The sequence below is a fragment of the Neobacillus sp. FSL H8-0543 genome, from assembly GCF_038592905.1.
Lineage (GTDB): Bacteria > Bacillota > Bacilli > Bacillales > Cytobacillaceae > Neobacillus.
This window is the reverse complement of the sequence record NZ_CP151943.1, coordinates 1,162,291-1,182,194: the sequence shown is the minus strand read 5'-3', so window position 1 is coordinate 1,182,194 and position 19,904 is coordinate 1,162,291. Positions and strand designations below refer to the sequence as shown.

Annotated in this window: 19 protein-coding genes; 14 read left to right on the top strand and 5 right to left on the bottom strand. The window is 38.6% G+C overall.

Annotation, left to right across the window (positions count from 1 at the left end; translation table 11 throughout):
- Window positions 1-219 precede the first annotated feature (219 nt).
- Together NSS81_RS06240 and NSS81_RS06235 are read right to left on the bottom strand one after the other, a co-directional pair.
- Entirely contained in the window at window positions 220-1,569 is a 1,350-nt protein-coding gene (locus tag NSS81_RS06240) for an amino acid permease (protein ID WP_342432673.1), read from the bottom strand.
- Window positions 1,570-1,760: 191 nt separating this feature from the next.
- Window positions 1,761-1,982, bottom strand: a complete 222-nt coding sequence (locus NSS81_RS06235) for a DeoR family transcriptional regulator (protein WP_075689623.1) — start codon at window positions 1,980-1,982, stop codon at window positions 1,761-1,763.
- Window positions 1,983-2,403: 421 nt separating this feature from the next.
- Here NSS81_RS06235 and pepV point away from each other — a divergent pair, with 421 nt between their 5' ends.
- Together pepV and dat are read left to right on the top strand one after the other, a co-directional pair.
- Window positions 2,404-3,825 carry a dipeptidase PepV gene (pepV, locus tag NSS81_RS06230; RefSeq protein WP_342432672.1) on the top strand — a complete coding sequence of 474 codons (1,422 nt, stop codon included), beginning with the start codon at window positions 2,404-2,406 and terminating at the stop codon, window positions 3,823-3,825.
- Window positions 3,826-3,846: 21 nt separating this feature from the next.
- A complete protein-coding gene (gene dat, locus NSS81_RS06225) occupies window positions 3,847-4,707 on the top strand; it encodes a D-amino-acid transaminase (protein WP_342432671.1) in 861 nt (286 codons plus the stop codon).
- 376 nt (window positions 4,708-5,083) lie between these two features.
- Here dat and cysK read toward each other — a convergent pair whose 3' ends face one another.
- The gene (gene cysK, locus NSS81_RS06220; RefSeq protein ID WP_342432670.1) at window positions 5,084-6,016 is read right to left on the bottom strand and encodes a cysteine synthase A; all 933 of its coding nucleotides are present in this window, start codon (window positions 6,014-6,016) and stop codon (window positions 5,084-5,086) included.
- 147 nt (window positions 6,017-6,163) lie between these two features.
- On the opposite strand from cysK, the gene thpR reads away from it, so the two are divergent.
- The 4 genes from thpR to NSS81_RS06200 all read left to right on the top strand — a co-directional run bounded on the left by thpR (window position 6,164) and on the right by NSS81_RS06200 (window position 10,886).
- Window positions 6,164-6,736, top strand: coding sequence for an RNA 2',3'-cyclic phosphodiesterase (thpR, locus tag NSS81_RS06215; protein ID WP_342432669.1), 573 nt, complete (start codon window positions 6,164-6,166; stop codon window positions 6,734-6,736).
- Window positions 6,737-6,765: 29 nt separating this feature from the next.
- A complete protein-coding gene (locus NSS81_RS06210) occupies window positions 6,766-7,716 on the top strand; it encodes a diacylglycerol kinase family protein (protein ID WP_342432668.1) in 951 nt (316 codons plus the stop codon).
- A gap of 20 nt (window positions 7,717-7,736) precedes the next feature.
- Window positions 7,737-9,881: a type I pullulanase gene (gene pulA / locus NSS81_RS06205; protein ID WP_342432667.1), complete on the top strand. Its 2,145-nt coding sequence runs from the start codon at window positions 7,737-7,739 to the stop codon at window positions 9,879-9,881.
- Window positions 9,882-10,112: 231 nt separating this feature from the next.
- Window positions 10,113-10,886 (top strand): phosphotransferase family protein, encoded by a 774-nt coding sequence (locus NSS81_RS06200; RefSeq protein ID WP_342432666.1) that lies wholly within the window; start codon window positions 10,113-10,115, stop codon window positions 10,884-10,886.
- On the opposite strand, the gene NSS81_RS06195 is transcribed toward NSS81_RS06200, so the two are convergent.
- On the bottom strand, window positions 10,887-11,165 hold the full coding sequence (locus tag NSS81_RS06195) for a YtzH-like family protein (protein WP_342432665.1): 279 nt from the start codon (window positions 11,163-11,165) through the stop codon (window positions 10,887-10,889).
- Between the two features lie 139 nt (window positions 11,166-11,304).
- On the opposite strand from NSS81_RS06195, the gene trmB reads away from it, so the two are divergent.
- Both trmB and NSS81_RS06185 read left to right on the top strand, forming a co-directional pair.
- Complete coding sequence (gene trmB, locus NSS81_RS06190; RefSeq protein WP_342432664.1) at window positions 11,305-11,946, top strand: tRNA (guanosine(46)-N7)-methyltransferase TrmB; 642 nt, start codon at window positions 11,305-11,307, stop codon at window positions 11,944-11,946.
- A 79-nt stretch (window positions 11,947-12,025) separates the two neighbouring features.
- A complete protein-coding gene (locus NSS81_RS06185) occupies window positions 12,026-12,877 on the top strand; it encodes an MBL fold metallo-hydrolase (RefSeq protein WP_342432663.1) in 852 nt (283 codons plus the stop codon).
- Window positions 12,878-12,913: 36 nt separating this feature from the next.
- Here the strand turns inward: NSS81_RS06185 and NSS81_RS06180 are convergent, their stop codons facing one another.
- Window positions 12,914-13,249 carry a hypothetical protein gene (locus tag NSS81_RS06180; protein ID WP_342432662.1) on the bottom strand — a complete coding sequence of 112 codons (336 nt, stop codon included), beginning with the start codon at window positions 13,247-13,249 and terminating at the stop codon, window positions 12,914-12,916.
- A 165-nt stretch (window positions 13,250-13,414) separates the two neighbouring features.
- On the opposite strand from NSS81_RS06180, the gene NSS81_RS06175 reads away from it, so the two are divergent.
- From NSS81_RS06175 to NSS81_RS06150, 6 genes are all read left to right on the top strand, one after another.
- Window positions 13,415-14,488: a M42 family metallopeptidase gene (locus tag NSS81_RS06175; RefSeq protein ID WP_342432661.1), complete on the top strand. Its 1,074-nt coding sequence runs from the start codon at window positions 13,415-13,417 to the stop codon at window positions 14,486-14,488.
- A 251-nt stretch (window positions 14,489-14,739) separates the two neighbouring features.
- Window positions 14,740-15,258, top strand: coding sequence for a DUF84 family protein (locus tag NSS81_RS06170; RefSeq protein WP_342432660.1), 519 nt, complete (start codon window positions 14,740-14,742; stop codon window positions 15,256-15,258).
- A gap of 460 nt (window positions 15,259-15,718) precedes the next feature.
- Window positions 15,719-16,072 carry a hypothetical protein gene (locus NSS81_RS06165; RefSeq protein ID WP_342432659.1) on the top strand — a complete coding sequence of 118 codons (354 nt, stop codon included), beginning with the start codon at window positions 15,719-15,721 and terminating at the stop codon, window positions 16,070-16,072.
- 24 nt (window positions 16,073-16,096) lie between these two features.
- Window positions 16,097-16,411: a thioredoxin family protein gene (locus NSS81_RS06160; RefSeq protein WP_342432658.1), complete on the top strand. Its 315-nt coding sequence runs from the start codon at window positions 16,097-16,099 to the stop codon at window positions 16,409-16,411.
- A 93-nt stretch (window positions 16,412-16,504) separates the two neighbouring features.
- Window positions 16,505-17,302 carry a DUF1444 domain-containing protein gene (locus tag NSS81_RS06155; RefSeq protein ID WP_342433948.1) on the top strand — a complete coding sequence of 266 codons (798 nt, stop codon included), beginning with the start codon at window positions 16,505-16,507 and terminating at the stop codon, window positions 17,300-17,302.
- A gap of 151 nt (window positions 17,303-17,453) precedes the next feature.
- A complete protein-coding gene (locus tag NSS81_RS06150) occupies window positions 17,454-19,898 on the top strand; it encodes a DNA translocase FtsK (protein WP_342432657.1) in 2,445 nt (814 codons plus the stop codon).
- Window positions 19,899-19,904 lie beyond the last annotated feature (6 nt).

The window sequence follows — 19,904 nt, the reverse complement described above, 5'->3', positions numbered from 1 at the left end:
GAAATTTTTTTCAACTCTGTTGATTGGAGAGGAGGGCGCGAAGACTCCTGCGGGAGGACGGGGCAGGGGAGACCCCGCAGGAGCAAAGCGACGAGGAGGCTCCCCGGACCGCCCGCGGAAAGCGAAGCGCCCGGAGCAGAAATCAACAGACAAATTACATAGAGCGACACAAAAAAAGGGGTGCCGCTAAAATTTATACTTTTGGGACAACCTGATCTATTACTTCATAGCTGTCCTGTTATTCTTCACGACAAAGGAAAGAAGAACCAAGATTCCTACTATTATCAAACAAACGGTTGAACCAATTAGGTTATTCGGACTTAGCATAAACCCGATAAAGATCATGCTTAATGCTAAAATGGCAAAAATCGTGGTGAATGGGAACCATTTTACTCGGAAAGCTGGTTGTTGTTTATATTGTGACCTAAGCTTTAATTGTGCTGAACAAATTCCAATCCAGATTAACATGATTGTAAACCCTGGAATTGTCATAAGATAGCTTATGACTTGATCAGGGCTCATGTAAGCTAAGAAGACCCCGATTAAAATAGATACTGTAGCGATGAGTATTCCTATTAAGGGAATGCCAGTTTTAGAAATTTTAGCTAAACGCTTTGGCGCTACTCCTGTTTTTCCCATAGAATAAAGTGTTCTGGATGTTGCATAGATGCCAGAATTTGCGGCTGAAAGTACAGCCGTTAACAAAACAAAATTCATTATATGTGCAGCACCAGGTAAACCGGATAAACTAAAAACCTGTACAAAAGGACTATCAACACCTGTGACCTTATCCCACGGCATAATTCCGCAAATAATTAAAATCGGGAAAATATAAAAGATAATTACTCTCCATACAGCACCCTTTATGATACTAGGTATAACTCGCCCAGCATCCTTTGTCTCGGTTACAGCGACACCGATTAGTTCAGCCCCGCCATATGAAAACATTACTACTAAAAATGCACTCATCATTCCGCTGACCCCATGCGGGAAAAATCCGCCGTGAGCAGTATAGTTTGATAACGGATCTTCAATGTTACTTGGAAAGATACCAAAGATGATTAATGATCCCAAAGCAATAAAAGCAATTAATGCGACAATTTTTATTCCTGCAAACCAAAACTCGAGTTCACCGTAATACTTTACTTGAGTTAAATTAATTCCGATAATCACTGCTGCACAAAAAAGACTTAAAAGCCAGAGTGGAACGGACGGATACCAAAATTGCAAGAAGCTCCCTGCAGCCAGTAATTCAACAACAGTGACAATTGTCCAGTTAATCCAATAAAGCCATCCGGTTATAAACGAAATTCGGAAGCCGAAAGCCTTATTTAGAAGCAGCTGTACATTGTTATTGGGAAAGGCGATTGCCATCTCACCTAATGCCGCCATCACAATAAATAATAAAAGTCCGCCAATTAAATAGGTAAAGACCACACTTGGCCCAGCAATATTTAATGTATCGGAGCTACCTTTAAAAATTCCTGTACCAATCATTCCAGCTAAGGCAATAAACTGTACATGCCTTGGCAGTAAACCTTTTTTTAATTCCTGCTGATTCTTCTCCATGATGCTCCTACCTTTGCAGTCTATTGATAGAGTATTGTAGACATTTTTTCTTTTCTACTTAGACGCTTTTTAGCGCTAAAGTGTTATACTAATATATCATATATTTGGGGATTTTCAATAGAAATTAAAAAAAGCAAACTAGCACGTGATAGGATCACGTACAGTTTGCTGGAATTTGTTTATTCAGTTATTTATGATGATAATTTTACTTTCTTTTCTGTTGTTGTCCATTTTCCGCGGCTTGGGCTTATTACCAAGTCATTATAGGCTAAGACATTTAAATCTCGTTGTATGGTGCGAGGAGTGATACCAAATTCCTCTACAAGTTCCTGTGTTGTGACAGTTCCATTATTACGAATAAACATGTAGATACATTTGATGCGGTTTAACATCCGGTTGGTCGAAGGTTTCAAAGAACCACTCCCTATCCTTTTTTCAAACCTAAGGCAATATCCTGCTACCGACGCCTGTATGATAGTATGTAAATTTGTTTTCCGCGGACAACTCCTTTTCTTTATCGTTAGTGAATACTAAAGATGTCTATTAATATTGTACCCAGAATTTTTGAAAATTTCCACCATTAGTACCTGCTTTACAAAATATTCCTTGTCAGCTTTGTTAAATCGTTCGGTTCCACCTCCCTTTTCCTATTCTTAGTCTAGTATATGGGCATTAACGGTAAGAATATGTTAATTAATTGAATTTTATAAAAATTTCAATCAAGTATATGTGCAATTTGATAATACTTTTGTTCATTTTTATAAAGAAAATTGGTAAGATATCTACAATAATGATATTGTCTAAAATAGTAAGAATATATAGGAGGCACACTCATTGACAAAGATTGATTGGATGAACGAAGTAGAAAATCGTAAAGAGGCACTTATTAAAGATACACAAGGATTATTACATATTAAAAGTCTTTTAGACGAAGAGAACCCTGCTCCAGACGCACCATTAGGTAAGGGGGTGAAGGAAGCACTTGACTTTATGCTCAATCTCGGTGAAACGGATGGATTCATTCCGAAAAATGTTGGCAATTTAGCGGGACATCTTGAATTTGGTGAAGGGAAGGAATTGCTTGGAATTCTCTGTCATGTTGATGTCGTACCAGAGGGTGACGGCTGGTCAAGTGACCCTTATGCAGCTGAAATTCGCGAGGGTAAAATTTTTGCTCGCGGTGCGCTTGATGATAAGGGTCCAACAATGGCTACCTATTATGCAATGAAAATTGTTAAGGAGCTTGGACTGCCTCTAAACAAACGTGTGCGAATGATTATTGGTACAGATGAAGAAAGCGATTGGCGTTGCGTGGATCATTATTTTGAACACGAAGAAATGCCTTCATTGGGCTTTGCTCCAGATGCTGATTTTCCGATTATCAATGCGGAAAAAGGCATTGCTGATATTGATATCATTCAAAAAAGAGCGGGTATAGAAAATACAGGTGCAAATATTGAAGTGATTAATTATACTTCGGGAAAAAGATACAATATGGTTCCCGACTTTGCTAAAGCAAGTGTTGTTGTTCAAGACAATCAAATCGATACAGTCCAAAGGTTTACAGATTTTCTTAAGAAATTCGAACTAGAAGGAAAATCTTATGTTGAAAACGGTGAGTTGATCTTTGAGGTTAAGGGTATATCTGCTCACGGGATGGAACCGAAAAAAGGAAAAAGTGCTGGTCTGCATTTAGCCTTGTTCTTATCTAAGCTAAGTCTAGATGATAAAGCTGCACATTATTTTCAATTCCTAGCCAAGTATTTCTTTGAAGATTCAAGAGGTGTGAACCTTGGTGTCGCTTATACTGATGATATCTCCGGAGAGTTAACCATTAATCCAGGGAAGCTTTCCTATTCCCCTTCAGTTGGCGGCAGTATCGGGTTGACCTGCCGGTATCCGGTTACAAATAATATGGAAGATACAAAAGCAAAGCTTGATGAACTATTGCTAGAAGCGGGCTTTGCGATTGAGAAATTCAAAGATACAAAGCCACACCATGTCGATGAGAAAGAGTTTCTTATTCAAACATTGAAAAAGGTATATGAAGAACAGACAGGAGAAAAGGCCGAGTTAATTGCAATTGGTGGCGGAACTTACGCCCGGTCATTAAAAGCTGGTGTGGCTTTTGGTCCGTTATTCCCTGGAAGGCCAGACATTGCCCATCAGAAAGATGAATATATCTATATTGAGGACTTATTAAAGGCGACTGCTATTTATGCACAGGCCATTTATGAACTAGCAAAAGCTGAATAATCCACTAAAGGGGAAATGGGAATGAAATTTACATTATTAAATGGGGAAATTATCCCGCGTTCGGAAGCAAAGGTTGACGTAGAGGATCGTGGTTATCAATTTGGTGACGGAGTGTATGAGGTAATTAGAGTTTACAATGGTAAATTGTTTACGGCAAATGAACATTTAAGCCGATTTGTTAAAAGTGCAGATAGCATTGGCATTTCAATACCATACACGACTGAACAGCTGAAAGAAACGCTTGAAAAACTAATAGAGAAAAATAAGCTTCAATTGGGAACAATTTATATGCAGATTACTAGAGGAACGGCACCGCGGAATCATGCGTTTCCAACGGTAAAGGTGACACCCACTCTGGTAGCATATACAAATGAAGTGCGCCGCCCTGAGGAAAGCTTTCATACTGGTGTGAAGGCTATCCTAACAGAAGATATTCGCTGGCTTCGCTGTGATATCAAAAGCCTGAATTTGCTTGGAAATTTATTAGCTAAACAAAAGGCAGTAGAAGCAGGCTGCTATGAAGCAATTCAGCATCGCGGGCAGGATGTAACAGAGGGAAGTTCTTCGAATATTTATATCGTGAAAAATGGTGCTGTGATGACTCATGAATCGAATCATTTGATTTTAAAAGGAATTACAAAGGATGTTATCTTGGATGTATGTTCGGACAATGACATTCCTTTTGAAGAAAAAACTTTCTCACTAGATGACCTCGAAACTGCTGATGAAGTTTTCCTTTCAAGCACAACCTCTGAGGTTATGCCAGTGATTGAAATTAGCGGGAATAAAGTAAATAATGGGACACCGGGTGAAGTTACAAGAAAGATACAAGAGCTGTTTCAACAGGAAATAGAGAAACAATGTGGTAAATTGGCAGACTAAATTTATTAGTAAAAGAGACGTACCGGCGGGTAGTAGCCATGGTACGTCTTTTTTTAAGGAATTTTAGTACGTAGAACTAGTCAATGTGCATGTAATAGTGCACTTTTTGAAATTTAGTTTAGATGGGGAGAGCTCTATCTATTTGCCCGTAATGACGCTATTTTCAAATTTAGGTAAGATGGGAGCGCCCCAATTGCCCGAAGCGGTGCCTTTTTTGGAATTTGGGTAAAATGGGAGAGCCCCAATTGCCCGAAGCGGTGCCTTTTTGGAATTTGGGTAAAATGGGAGAACCCCATTTGCCCGAAGCGGCGCAATTTTGGAATTTGGGTAAGATGGGAGCGCCCCAGATACTCGCTATTTGAACCGTCTAACACTCTTATTCTAACTGAAACAAATCACTTGAAAGATATCTTTCTCCGGTGTCACAGGCAATACAGACTACGATCTCGTCAGGGGATAATTGCTTTGCCACCTCTAATGCGGCATAGCAGGCAGCACCAGAGGATGGACCGACGAGAATCCCTTCCTCACATGCCAATCTTCGCGTAATATCATAGGCATGTTCATCGGATATTTGATGGATTTTATCGTAAACGTCTTGGTTAAGTATCTTTGGAATGAAGCCGGGACTTGTGCCAACGAGCTTGTGCTTCCCAGGTTTTCCACCCGATAAAACAGGTGAGCCCTTCGGCTCGACTACATGGACTTGTAAATTTTTATAATGCTCTTTTAATGGTTCACCCGTGCCTGTAATGGTACCGCCTGTCCCGGCAGTTGCCACGAACGCAGAAAGCGGTTTACCCAATTGCTTCATCGCTTCAATAATTTCCAGAGCAGTAGAAAAGCGGTGAGCATCAGGGTTTGCACTATTTTCAAATTGCATTGGGATGAAACTATCTGCAATCTCTGAAGCCAACTCCTGCGCCTTTTTTATCGCACCAGGCATTTTTTCGTCTCCAGGTGTAAGAACTACTTTTGCACCGTAGGCCTTCAGGAGATTGATCCGCTCCAGTGTCATTGTGTCAGGCATGACGAGAATCGACTTATATCCTCGAGCGGCAGCATTCATGGCAATGCCGATTCCGGTATTGCCGCTAGTTGGCTCAATAATGGTTGCCCCTTTTTTTAGTAATCCAGCTTTTTCAGCCTCAATAATCATATTGAGAGCCGCCCGGTCTTTTACACTCTTACTGGGGTTAAAAAACTCAAGCTTTAAATAAACAGAGGCAGCATCTGGCGATATTATTCGATTTAATTTTACAAGCGGTGTATCCCCTATTAATTCGGCAATATTATTAACAACCTTCATGAATAATCTTCCTTTCATTGAATGGATTATATTATTATGATAAATAAGTTTTTTCTTAAAGTAAAAGATATGAAATAACCAACCTTAAGTAAATTACATACAAGCGGAGTAAAATAGTCTAAAATAAAAAAAGGAGTGTCTAGAACAATGGAACAACAAGCACATTATTTCTTTGCTGTTAAGCTCCCAGAAGAAACGAAAGTAATCTTGAAAAGTCATATTGAGAAATTAAAGGGAACACTCCCATTTAGTCGCTGGGTACATTATGAGGATTTGCATATTACACTGGCATTTCTCGGCTATGCACCAGTTGAAAAGCTTAGGCTTGCAAATGAGAATGTTCATGAAAGCTTACGTCATTCCAATATTTTAGAGTTGAAAATTAATCAGCTCGGAATATTTGGCAACCAAGATTCTCCAAGGATATTTTGGGCAGATACACTAGAAAGCCCTGAATTACAAAACGTAAGAAAAAAGGTATTTCATGCGTGTTTTGAGGCTGGTTTTCAACTTGAAACGAGGCCATTTCGGCCACATATTACCCTAGCGAGAAAATGGGAAGGCGAAGGTTCGTTTCATAATCATATGCTTGATATCTGGCAAGAAATTCAACCAGGGCCCCTTACCTTTAAGGCAAGCGAAGTAGTTCTCTATCAAACACATCTCCAAAAAACACCAAAATACGAAGTGAAAACAGCATTTCAATTATTACCCAGCTAAAAAGAAAATTTATGTTAAAGGTTGGTTGTATGAAACAAATTTATTTTATTATTAATCCTAAAGCAAGAAATGGATACTGTATGAAAATTTGGGATAAACTTGAGAATAAACTAGTGGAAGAGAATATTACTTATCAGGCAACTTTTACAGAATATCCTGGTCATGCTAAAAGTCTTGCTGCAGAAATTGCAGCAAGCAATGATGAGGAGAAAATCATGATTGCTGTTGGCGGCGATGGAACAATGCATGAAGTCATGAATGGAATGATAAACTATAAGAATATCATTCTAGGATTTGTACCTGGAGGCTCTGGTAATGATTTTTCACGGGGGTTCCATATCCCCTCTGACCCTATTGAGGCACTGCAGGTTATGCTTCGATTGATGAAAAGCGATGCACCCCTTATTGATGCCGGAAAAGTGACAATGACGGATCATGCTGAACATTACTTTATTAATAATATGGGTGTAGGATTTGATGCACTAGTATCCCACGCAGTGAATCAATCACGGATGAAGGGAATTTTAAATAAGCTCTCCATGGGGCGGTTAATTTATGTGTATTTTCTTTTGAAAAAGTTATTTACGTATAAATGCACATCAATTGAATTATCAATTGAAGGAAAAAAACATTTATTTGATAATACCTGGTTTGTGACTGTTTCAAATCAGCCTTATTATGGGGGTGGAATGAAAATTGCCCCAAACGCAGTGCCAGATGACGGGATTTTCGAAATTACTGTGGTTCATAACCTATCGAGGATAAAGCTATTATTAGTATTTATTAGCGTTTTTTGGGGTAAGCATATCCATTTCAAAGAAGTAGAGACCTTTCAAGGAAGCATGGTTACCATTCAATCGGAATCACCAGTATTTATCCATGCAGATGGTGAAATAATTGGTTTTACACCGCTAAATATGCAGGTTCATTCGAAGGCAGTGCAGGTTTTAACACCGAAGGTAAAGGATGCGATAAGTTGATTTGAAAGAGAGGGGTTCGAATGATTTCCAGTAATCGAGATTTTTATGCCTACTTAGATGAAATGAATATCATTGCGATTCTTCTTCCGCTTTCCTATCATCAGGGCTTGTCAGCAACTTTTGCATTATCAAATGGTTCTGATGAAAAACCCTTAATCATTAATGAGCAGCTTCAAATCGAAAAAAACAGAAAATATATTTGTCGTTTCAATGAGGACATAGAGTTTGGAAAGAGCTATTGGATTATTGATGAGCATGGTGGAAGGACAGACCTTCAAATAGGTGCTGTGATTCGCACGGAGGATTTCGATCAGAAATTTTATTATGATGGCCAGGACCTTGGAGTGAGGTGCGAAAATAATCAAACGTATTTTAAGCTTTGGGCACCGACATCTACGCAAGTAAAGTTAAAATTACGCCTCCCGAACAGCACATTTTCTGAAATTTTGAAAATGAAACGGGAAGAACGAGGGGTTTGGTCATTAGTAGTTCATCGTGACTTAGAGCTTTATCAATATTCCTTTCTCGTCCTAATAAATCAGGAATGGCGCGAGTCGGTAGATCCCTATGCAGTTGCCTCAACAGCTAATGGGGAAGTCGGGATTATTGTGAAACTTGAAAAAACCAAAAGGGAAAAGCCCATTTTACCTCCATTTAAGCACGCTGTGGATGCCATCATTTATGAAACTCACATAAGAGATTTCACCATTCACCCTAATAGCGGTGTGCAACATAAAGGTTTGTATCTAGGTGCAGGAGAAGTAAATACAAAAAATAAAGATGGTGAAAACACAGGGTTATCCTACGTTAAAGATTTAGGGATTACTCATATTGAGTTCCTGCCCTGTAATGATTTTGCGGGCGTAGATGAATTAGATCAAAATAAATTATATAACTGGGGCTATAATCCGACTCATTTTAATGTTCCTGAGGGAATCTATGCGACAAACCCTTGTGACCCATATGCTAGAATTATCGAGCTAAAGCAATTAATTGATAACATTCATAGCCAAGGTTTAAGAGTCATCATGGATGTCGTTTATAATCATGTGTACATCCGCGAACAATCTGTTTTTGAAAAGTTGGTCCCTGGCTATTACTTCCGTCACGATCAGTTTGGATTGCCTTCTAATGGAACTGGAGTAGGCAATGACATAGCATCGGAAAGAAAAATGGTAAGGAAATACATCCTGGATTCCGTTCGATTCTGGATGGAGGAATATCATGTAGATGGCTTTCGCTTTGATTTAATGGGAATACTGGACACAGCAACAATGAATGAGGTAAGGGGAATTTGTGATAGCATTTCAAAGGAAACGCTCATCATTGGTGAAGGCTGGAATCTTAACACACCACTGCCTGTAAATCAAAAGGCAACTATCCGAAACCAGTCAAAACTGTCTGGAATTGGGCAATTTAATGATGCCTTCCGTGATATAATTAAAGGAAATACATTTTATTTGTATGATAAAGGCTATGCCTTAGGAAACGAACATTATTATGCTGGTGCAATGGAAGTGATTGCAGGTAGTGTTGGACTAATTAAGAAAGAACATCCGCTTTTCAATGAACCCTCACAATCAGTGAATTATATAGAATGTCATGATAATCATACAATCTGGGATAAACTCATGTCTTGCCTGGGGGAAGCAGATGAGAAAATACGGATGAGCCATCAACGGTTGGCAACGGGTCTTGTTTTATTATCACAGGGAATCCCTTTTCTGCACAGTGGTCAGGAGTTCTTCCGTACGAAGCAGGGAGAAGGAAATAGCTATCGTTCCCCGGATAGTATTAACCAACTTGATTGGGATAGAAAATCGCAGTACTTGGAGACTGTCAACTATATTAAGGGGTTAGTTCAAATCAGAAAAACATTCCCTTGTTTCAGAATGAGAACTGCTGCAGAGATACGGGCACGTATGAATAGTCTGCCGCTAACAGCACCTTTAATTGGTTTTATCTATCAAAACCCGGATCATGAGTTTAGTGAAGTAATATTATTAATTAATCCCCTCAATAAAAATCATATAATTCAACTTCCCGAAGGTGAATGGGTGGTTATAGCAGATAAATATTATGTGGGAATTGATTCCAATCACCGCAAGATAACGGGAGAATTCTTTTTAGAGCCCGTTTCCCTTACGATTTTAGCAAAAAAATAGTTTGATCAGATGTACTTGACGAAAAAAGCCAATTGGGGATAAAATTTAACATGGTGGCTATTGTATGTAATGGTTTCAGTTGCCCTAATTTTTTCACGTTTTACGATAATAAAATAAACATTGTTTAAGTGTTTTTGATTTTTTTAATTTCCTGGACAATACAGGATATACATCTATAACTAGTTGGGCTACCTTAGCCCATTAGAACGGCATACATTGAAGGTGAACAACTTGGAAGATATACTAGGACAAGAATGGGATATTGTCCCTGCTGGAGGCGCTACTGGAGAAGCCTTTTATGCAAGCTATAAGGATCAACAGCTTTTTCTAAAGCGTAATTCCTCTCCATTTCTCGCAGTTCTTTCCGCAGAGGGCATCGTCCCAAAGCTTGTTTGGACTAAGCGATTGGAAAATGGAGATGTGATAACTGCGCAACAATGGCTACCAGGCCGTGAGCTAAAACCGATTGATATGAATCAGGAGTACGTTGCAAGGATGCTTAAGAAGATTCACCGCTCTGAGCCAATGCTCGGGATGCTAAGCCGCTTGGAAAAGCAGCCTCTTAAGCCTGAGGCGATTTTTCATTCGGTTGTGAAAGAATTGGATGAAGAGGTATTATCTTTACCAGCGGTACATAAGGCAATAGGGTTTTTATTAGAAGAAAAATCAAATGTTTATTGTGATGAAAAAGTGGTATGCCACGGAGATGTCAATCATAACAACTGGCTGCTAACGGAAGACAACCAGTTGTATTTAATTGACTGGGATGGTGCGATGATTGCTGACCCGGCAATTGACCTTGGTATGCTTCTTTATTGGTACCTGCCTGAAGAAGACTGGCAAAGCTGGTTAGTCATGTACGGTAAGCCGTTAACAGACGATTTAAGGCTGAGAATGAAATGGTATGTGGCGCTTCAAACCCTATCTTCCATTCAATGGCATAAAAATAAGAATCGCCTTCAAGAAATGGATTACTGGGTGAATTTCCTGGCGAAACTCGAATAATTACGAAAAAGAGTCAATATTGTTAACCCATTGTGATAAATTATCCTGATTAGAGAGTATATGTTGGTCTAAATCTGCCGTATAGGTGCCGTTTTGGCTATAATCATATACCTCCTGTAGAATACTTTTTACATTTTGATCAATCTGTGTATTTACCATTAGCGATTTCACTAATCGCTCCAATTGTTCACATTCGGCAACAGACCCGCAACAATCTGTTTGATGATTGTTTAAGATATCTTTTAGTAATGATACTTGGTCTTGAGTTTGTAATGGCAATGTTAACACCCTTTCAAGTGAAATAAAAAAGAATTCACAGTTAGGTTGTGAATTCTTTTTTTGTTTATGCATCTCCTTGCTTGTATAATTACTGCATGTTATGTTTTTTATTAAATTAATTTTTTTTAGGAGTGTCATCATGAGACTTAGAAATAAACCGTGGGCAAAGGAAAAGATTGACCAGCATCCACAATATATCGTAGCCAATCCCGAATTGCATAAAGGAAAATGGCTGGAAGTTTTTAATAATAATCAACCGATCCATATTGAAGTTGGAACTGGAAAGGGCCGTTTTGTTACCGAAATGGCAAAGGCAAATCCAGATATCAACTATATTGGTATTGAAAAATATGATAGCGTCATTGTCATTGCTTTGGACTTGTTAATTGAAGCCGATTTACCTAATTTGAGACTTTTAAATGTAAATGCTGATGAATTAGATAAATATTTTACAAAAAATGATGTGGACAGGGTTTATCTCAATTTTTCAGATCCATGGCCAAAGTCCCGTCATGAGAAACGCCGCTTAACCTATAAGGACTATTTAAAGTCATATGAAGACATTATGATTGATAAGGGCGAAATTCACTTTAAGACAGATAATCAGGGATTGTTTGAATACTCATTAAAGAGTTTTTCTGCTTATGGATTATTATTAACCTATCTCAGTCTTGACCTTCACAAAGCTGATTTTGAGGGAAATATTATGACAGAATATGAACAAAAATTTTCTGAAATGGGAAATCGAATATACCGTTGTGAAGTAAAATATCAAAACTAATTTTAGGACAGTTCCTTTTTGGGAGCTGTCTTTTTTCAATTGTGTTAAAATATAGAAAAATAGGACGTGGGGGGAGAAAATGGAAACTTTAAAAATAGGCAGTGTTCAATTAACGTGGTTATCTGGAGGGATAACTAATTTAGACGGCGGGGCAATGTTTGGCGTTGTTCCGAAACCTTTATGGTCAAGAAAGTATCCAGCTAATGAAAAGAACCAGATAGAATTACCGACAGATCCAATTCTGATTCAAATGGATGGTAAAAATATTCTAGTGGAAGCGGGACTTGGCAGGGGGAAACTCTCGGAAAAACAATTAAGGAATTTTGGAGTATCGGCTGAATCAAATGTGGAAGAATCTCTGAATTGCTTAGGGATAAAACCGAAAGAGATCGATTATGTTCTGATGACACATTTGCATAATGACCATGTTGGCGGGCTGACCAAACGAAATGGCGACAATTATATATCGATATTTCCCAATGCAAAGATTGTCACTTCAAAAATCGAATGGGATGAGATGAGAAATCCAAATATCCGATCAAAAAGTACGTATTATAAGGAAAATTGGGAAGCTATTGAAAATCAGGTCTTTACATTTGATGAAAAGTGGAGCTTAGACGCGATATCGATGGTTCACACTGGCGGGCATAGTAATGGCCATTCGATTGTGATCATTGAAGATGGTGGCGAGATGGCAGTTCATATGGCAGATATCATGCCGACACATGCCCATCAAAATAGCTTATGGGTCATGGCGTACGATGATTATCCAATGGATTCAATTGCAGCAAAGGAAAAATGGATTCCCTATGCGATCCAAAATGATGCCTGGTTCACTTTTTATCACGATGCTTTTTATCGAGCGGTAAAATGGGGGGCAGATGGTCAGATTACCAAAAGCATAAAGCGTGAAAAAGAGGGGAAAGTATAGAGAAAAGGCCGTATCTATGTTGATACGGCTCCCTTCTTAACGTTCTTCTATTAGCTCGGGAGTAATTGATTTCACGTCCAAAAGGGTTCCTGTAGAAGCATCAGCAATAAATTCAAATTGCTCATGTAAGCCATTATTGTTTTTAGAGATACCGCCTTTAAAAACTTGATATTGAATTTGCTGTTTTTCATAGGGTTCCGCTTTCATATGTATCCACGAACCACTAATCGGTCCATTTTGATCAAATTGTTTTTTTACATATTCTAATACTTTTTCAGGTGATACATATGCTTTTTGTGAAATAATTTCCTTAACTGCATAGCCGCTAATGACACCGACTGTTGCTCCGAGGAAAAAGGATTTCCAGTTCATAAGACACCTCCATTATATAATTTAGCTTATTATCAGTATATCGCAATTATCGATAAGAACATAATAAAATAATCAGACAATTAATTTATGGTAAGGAACCAATAATTCCAGTAGAATAATGAATATACATACATATTTGAAGAAACAAACGAGGAGGAAATAACTTTGAATGAACAAACTTTAGCCATGTTTAAAACCTTAACTGAACTTCCTGGTGCTCCTGGGAATGAGCATTTAGTAAGAAAATATATGAAAGAACAACTGTCTCAATATGCTGATGAAATTGTCCAGGACAAACTGGGCAGCATTTTTGGTGTGAAAAAAGGGAATGGAACTGGACCAACAATTATGGTGGCTGGTCATATGGATGAAGTTGGTTTCATGGTTACAGGTATTACAGACAATGGTATGCTTCGTTTTCAAACACTAGGTGGCTGGTGGAGCCAAGTCTTATTGGCACAGCGTGTACAAGTTATGACGGACAATGGACCAGTTATTGGTGTGGTGGGTTCAATCCCTCCGCATTTATTAGATGAGGCGAAAAAGAATAAACCAATGGAAATAAAAAATATGCTGATTGATATTGGTGCAGATGATGTGGAGGATGCTAAACGAATTGGCATTAAGCCAGGGCAATCTATTCTACCAATTTGTCCATTTACTCCAATGGCAAATGAAAAGAAAATACTTGCAAAGGCTTGGGATAATCGCTATGGTTGTGGGCTTGCGATAGAATTGCTCCAAGAAGTAAAGGATTTCACCTTGCCAAACACGCTTTATTCTGGTGCAACGGTACAAGAGGAAGTAGGACTACGCGGTGCCCAAACGGCTGCCAATATGATTAATCCTGACCTCTTCTTTGCCCTTGACGCTAGTCCGGCCAATGATATGTCAGGAAGTAAAACAGAATTTGGTCAACTTGGAAAGGGTGCTTTGCTGCGAATTCTAGACAGGTCGATGGTAACACATCGAGGGATGAGAGAATTTGTTCTTGATACAGCGGAAACTCACAAAATACCGTATCAATATTTTGTCTCTCAAGGAGGGACAGATGCCGGAAGAGTTCATCAATCGAATGAAGGAGTTCCAAGTGCAGTAATCGGTATTTGTTCACGTTATATTCATACACATGCTTCAATTGTCCATATTGATGATTATGCAGCTGCTAAAGAATTAATAGTAAGGCTTGTAAAGGCTTGCGATCAAACAACCGTAGACACCATCAAGGCAAACAGTTAATTTTCTTAAAGAGGCATGGTTCATGCCTCTTTTTACTTTAAGTTGTATTAAAATAGTCTGTTGATTGGAGCTCCAGGCACTTAGCTTTCCGAGGGCTCGCCTGTGAGCCTCCTCGGTCGTTCCTTCCTGTGGGGTCTCACAGTGCTCGTGTTCCCGCTGGAGTCTCGTGCCTTCCGCTCCAATCAACAGTGTTAGCAAAATCAACAATGTGCTTTGACACAACCTACTCTATTATAATAAGGAGATAGAAAATGAAAATAGTTATAGGTTCGACGAATCCAGCTAAGGTTGCTGCAGTGAAACAAGGCTTTCATTTCCAGCCCTCACAGTTTATTTCATTAGATATTCCCTCGGGTGTAAGTGAACAGCCCTTCTCAGATGATGAAACGATTAAAGGGGCGATTAATCGAGCCAAAGGGGCTCTGCAAAAGGGACAGGGTGATATTGGAATTGGACTAGAGGGCGGTGTTCAAGAATCTGACCATGGGCTGTTATTATGCAACTGGGGAGCACTTGTTTCAATCGATAACGAGCCAATTATCGCTGGGGGTGCAAGGTTTCTGTTGCCAGAGGCTATCGCAGGCAGGTTGAGAGCAGGGGAAGAGCTTGGTCCAGTTATGGAAGATTATGCAAAAAAGAAAAATGTCCGCAAGAACGAAGGAGCAGTTGGAATATTTACCAATGGTCTAATAAACAGAGCGGAAATGTTCGCACATATCATGAACCTTTTAATCGGACAATATTATTACAGGAATGCTGCAGAAAACTAGCAACTACGAAAGGTTTAATTAAAGGTCATGGTGATTTATATAACTTGTTGATTGGAGCGGAAGGCGCGAGACTCCTGCAGGAGTAAGGGACAGGGGAGACCCCACAGGCGCTTTAGCGCCGAGGAGGCTCCCCGGACCTCCTGCGGAAAGCGAAGCGCCTGAAGCTCCAATCAACAGCCTTGTAAACAAAACATTACAATAAAACTTTTCGACAGCAATTATCGACAAAAGACTTGTCTATTGAATATTAAGGAAGGTATCATAATAATAGGACTAATGTCATAAAAAGGAGGCGAAAACGCTGAAATTTTTCAAAACTTTATTTATACTAATCATATCAATTTCAATTCTTAGTGCCTGTGGAAAAGCTTCTTTTGATTCAGAGAGTAAAGAAACGATTAAATCAGTTAAAGAAACTTTTGATGAGCAAGCCAAAGAGGCGAATAAAAAAAGTGAGAACATGAATTTCTATTTACCTTTTGGTTATGAAATAAAAGATGAATCACCGAATAATATAATCTTAAAAAACGGTTCTAAAACATATATCCTTTTCAATAACCCGCAAGAAGATCCAGCAAGTGACGTAGTATACACAGCAACAGTTGCACTATTCGATGAATTAGATGTAAATGAACAATTTAAGAAAAATGATCGACTAGGATTTATAATAATTAAGCGTCTTGAAAAAGATATGAACGAACTTACAATTGGTGTAGGCGGAACTAAAATTACAACACAAGTCAAAACTGGAAGCATGAATACAGAAGCAAAAGTTATGACTCAAATTGTAAACTCAGTAGAAAATGATAAATAATAATAAATTTTAGGAGGCTATAAATTGATAAATCTAGAATCCATTGAACAATACGAGCAACTCATAAGTGATGGTAAAACGATACTAATGTTTTCAGCAAATTGGTGCCCAGATTGCCGGGTAATTGAACCTGTGCTTCCAGAAATAGAAGAAAAATTTAATGAATTTACTTTTGTTCATATTGACAGAGATCAATTTATTGAGCTATGTCAGCAATTAGATGTGTTCGGAATACCAAGCTTTATCGGATTCGATAAAGGAAAAGAACTTGGCCGATTTGTTAGTAAGGACAGGAAGACGCAAGAGGAAATCGAAAAGTTTATTACAGATCTAAAATAATCTGCGAGAAAGCCTCCGTCATTTTTTGAGATGGGGGCATTTTCATGTACAATGAAAAGGGAAACGCGTGTTTTGGAGGGGTAATGTATGAAAATGGATAGTAAGAATATGAGGAAAGAATTAGAATCCCGTTTAGCAACAGCTGATAGGAAATTTACATATGATCGTGACAAGGATCAACTTCGGGTCGAAAGTAAAAAAGTCGGCAAGGGAATAACTGTATCACTCTCAGGTATTGTTGCCAAGTGGCATACTGAAAATGAAAAGGCTATTGATGAAGTGGTTTATTATGTCGAAGAAGGTCTTCGTGCCATGGAAGACACTGTCCAGTTAACAGACCACGAGAAAAAGATTTTTCCTGTCATTCGTTCCGCTTCTTTTCCTGCGGAAGCGGAAGAGGGTGTTCCATTTCTAATTGACGACCATACGGCAGAAACGAAAATTTATTATGCATATGATATGGGGAAGACTTATCGCTTAATTGATTCTAGAATTATGGAAAAAGAAGGGTGGCAGGCTAGCCGTATCAGGGAAATCGCCCTTTTTAACGTTAGGTCTCTTGGCACGGCATTAAAAGAGGATCAAGTGGCTGGAAATACTTTTTATTTCTTGAACAAGAATGATGGATACGATGCCAGCAGAATCTTAAATAAAGGATTCTTGAGTGAAATGCAAAAGAAAATCACAGGGACGATGGTTCTTGCCGTGCCCCATCAGGATGTTTTGATTATTGCTGATATCCAAAACAATACCGGTTATGATGTATTAGCCCAAATGGCTATGAGTTTCTTTGCCAGTGGACGAGTGCCTATAACGGCGTTGTCATTTTTATATGAAAATGGTGAATTAGAGCCAATATTTATTTTAGGGAAAAATAAGAGGTCTGAATGAGTGGAGATCACATAAGTGGTCTTTTTTTCATTCTAAAATTGAAATAAAAGGAAATAGAATAATAATTCGACTCATTCTTATTGTTTTTTGTCGAAATATTTATATATCCTGTTAAAATAGAATAAGAGAAGAATGAGAAAGAGTGATAGTTTTGAATTGGATCCAAAGTTTTTTACAAAGGTTTATTAAAGATAATGAAGATGATGAATCTTTTGGTGTTAACATACATAGTGATAAAAAGGTTGCATCACATTCATATACACTAAATGAAAATGGGAAGGATTTAAATACAAAAATTTCGTATCAATACCCAAAAGCAAAACTGTCCTATCCAGTAAACTCACAGGTTTCATTAGGGGAAAAAGAAAAAAGGAATCGTAAAAAGAGGGTAGAAAGCCAAACGGAGAAATCTAATCTTAGTATAATGGAAGGTGAAACAGTTAAAAAGGAACAGCCTAAAAAGCGACTGGAGAATGTTCCGAAAAGAACGGGACCCTTTCAGCTGACGGAAATTCCTTCACCTGTTTTTGGTTTTAAACGGCCTCAGAGCCAAGAGAATAATTCCGTAATTGAGCATGAATTAAGCCATTTTTTAGTCGAAGACTTTAAAGAACAGTTGGTTTCAGATGTACCCATAATTGAAAATGAGCCATCAGACTTAGAGGTAACTTTTTCTAGCGATCACATGGATGAAGCGACATTGTTAACGAGTGTCAATGCTATTCAAGAAAAGAAAGTAACCCTTGTAGCAGAACCTGAACCAACCACGCTTGAAATAGAAATAGCTACAAAGGAGCATTACGAAGACACGGTGGAGGAACAGCCTGAGGTGCCTAAAGCAAAACCATCACATATTCCTTTTAATGTGATGATGCTGAAGCAGGATAAGCTAAAATGGGAAGAGAGTAAAAGAAAAAGGAAATTAGAACAGAAAGAACCTGTCCTGCTTGATAAGCTTGCAGATATCCTTTCTGAAAATAATGATTTTCAATTGGAACAGGTGGAAGAGATGGTTCCAATTGAAAAGGTTCAAATTGAAAACACAGTAAAATTTGTCCAAACTGAAAATGTTCAGGGTGAAATATCAAAAAAGCATCCCCAGCAGGAAAATATGCCGTATGAAATTGTAACTGAACCCACTCGAAAAAGTGAAGAGCCGAAAGAGGAACCTATTTCTCACGATTCTGTTTCATATGAATTTCCAGGCCCAAGCCTACTTGCCCAACCTGTATTAGTGGAAATGGATACAGAGTGGATTTCCTATCAAGAGGAGCTTTTGAATCAAACCTTAACCAATTTTAATGTTGGGGCAAAGGTGGTTAATGTTACCCAGGGGCCAGCGGTTACTCGCTTTGAAGTGCAGCCTGAACCTGGTGTAAAGGTGAACAAAATAACCAATCTAAGTGATGATATCAAATTAAGTCTTGCAGCAAGGGATATACGTATCGAGGCTCCTATTCCAGGTAAACATACGATTGGTATCGAGGTGCCAAATCAAAAATCACGTCCTGTGTTAATAAATGAAATTATTCAAAGCACCGTGTTCCGTGATTCAACCTCACCATTAACAGCAATATTAGGATTAGATATATCCGGAAAACCGATTGTGACTGAGCTAAATAAGATGCCGCACGGACTAATCGCCGGTGCTACTGGATCAGGAAAAAGTGTTTGTATTAATACAATTTTAGTTAGTTTATTATACAAAGCTAGTCCAGAGGATTTAAAGCTCCTGCTGATTGACCCTAAAATGGTTGAGCTTGCACCATATAACCGAATTCCGCATCTGGTGAGCCCAGTTATTACCGATGTAAAGGCTGCAACGGCTGCATTAAAATGGGCAGTGGAGGAAATGGAAAGGCGCTATGAATTATTTGCCCATACAGGTGTCCGTAATATTAGCGGCTTTAATGAATTGGCAATGAAGCATAAGCGGTATTCTGATAAACTTCCTTACATGGTAATTGTCATTGATGAATTAGCCGACTTAATGATGATGTCCCCTGCGGATGTGGAAGAAGCGATTTGCAGAATTGCACAAAAAGCAAGAGCATGCGGAATTCATTTAATTGTCGCAACTCAAAGACCGTCTGTTGATGTTATAACTGGATTAATTAAAGCAAATATCCCAACTCGTATTGCCTTTTCAGTATCTTCACAAGTAGATTCACGAACAATCATTGATATTGCTGGTGCCGAAAAATTATTGGGACGCGGCGATATGCTATTTTTGGAAAATGGCTCATCCAAGCCTGTGAGGCTTCAAGGAACGTTTGTCTCAGATGAAGAAATTGATCTGGTTGTCGCACATGTAAGAGAGCAGCAAGAGCCTCAGTACTTGTTTGAACAAGAGGAACTATTAAAAAAGTCACAAGTAACCGAAGATGAGGATGAACTTTTTTATGAAGCCTGTGAATTTATTATCGAACAAGGTCATGCATCAACATCAAGCCTGCAGCGCAGGTTTAAAATTGGATATAACCGTGCAGCAAGATTAATGGATATTCTTGAAACAAATGGTTTTATTACCAGTGCAAATGGAAGTAAGCCTCGCGATGTATTAGTTACAGAAGCAGATTTGGAGTCCATTCAATAAACTGGC

What these genes read in the sequence shown, in the direction of transcription:
- NSS81_RS06155 (WP_342433948.1), top strand. Translation starts at nt 16,505, where the DNA reads ATGGATAGTAAGAATATGAGGAAAGAATTAGAATCCCGTTTAGCAACA.
- thpR (WP_342432669.1), top strand. Translation starts at nt 6,164, where the DNA reads ATGGAACAACAAGCACATTATTTCTTTGCTGTTAAGCTCCCAGAAGAA.
- NSS81_RS06165 (WP_342432659.1), top strand. Translation starts at nt 15,719, where the DNA reads ATGAATTTCTATTTACCTTTTGGTTATGAAATAAAAGATGAATCACCG.
- NSS81_RS06170 (WP_342432660.1), top strand. Translation starts at nt 14,740, where the DNA reads ATGAAAATAGTTATAGGTTCGACGAATCCAGCTAAGGTTGCTGCAGTG.
- NSS81_RS06180 (WP_342432662.1), bottom strand. Translation starts at nt 13,249, where the DNA reads ATGAACTGGAAATCCTTTTTCCTCGGAGCAACAGTCGGTGTCATTAGC.
- dat (WP_342432671.1), top strand. Translation starts at nt 3,847, where the DNA reads ATGAAATTTACATTATTAAATGGGGAAATTATCCCGCGTTCGGAAGCA.
- pulA (WP_342432667.1), top strand. Translation starts at nt 7,737, where the DNA reads ATGATTTCCAGTAATCGAGATTTTTATGCCTACTTAGATGAAATGAAT.
- NSS81_RS06185 (WP_342432663.1), top strand. Translation starts at nt 12,026, where the DNA reads ATGGAAACTTTAAAAATAGGCAGTGTTCAATTAACGTGGTTATCTGGA.
- NSS81_RS06210 (WP_342432668.1), top strand. Translation starts at nt 6,766, where the DNA reads ATGAAACAAATTTATTTTATTATTAATCCTAAAGCAAGAAATGGATAC.
- cysK (WP_342432670.1), bottom strand. Translation starts at nt 6,016, where the DNA reads ATGAAGGTTGTTAATAATATTGCCGAATTAATAGGGGATACACCGCTT.
- trmB (WP_342432664.1), top strand. Translation starts at nt 11,305, where the DNA reads ATGAGACTTAGAAATAAACCGTGGGCAAAGGAAAAGATTGACCAGCAT.
- NSS81_RS06240 (WP_342432673.1), bottom strand. Translation starts at nt 1,569, where the DNA reads ATGGAGAAGAATCAGCAGGAATTAAAAAAAGGTTTACTGCCAAGGCAT.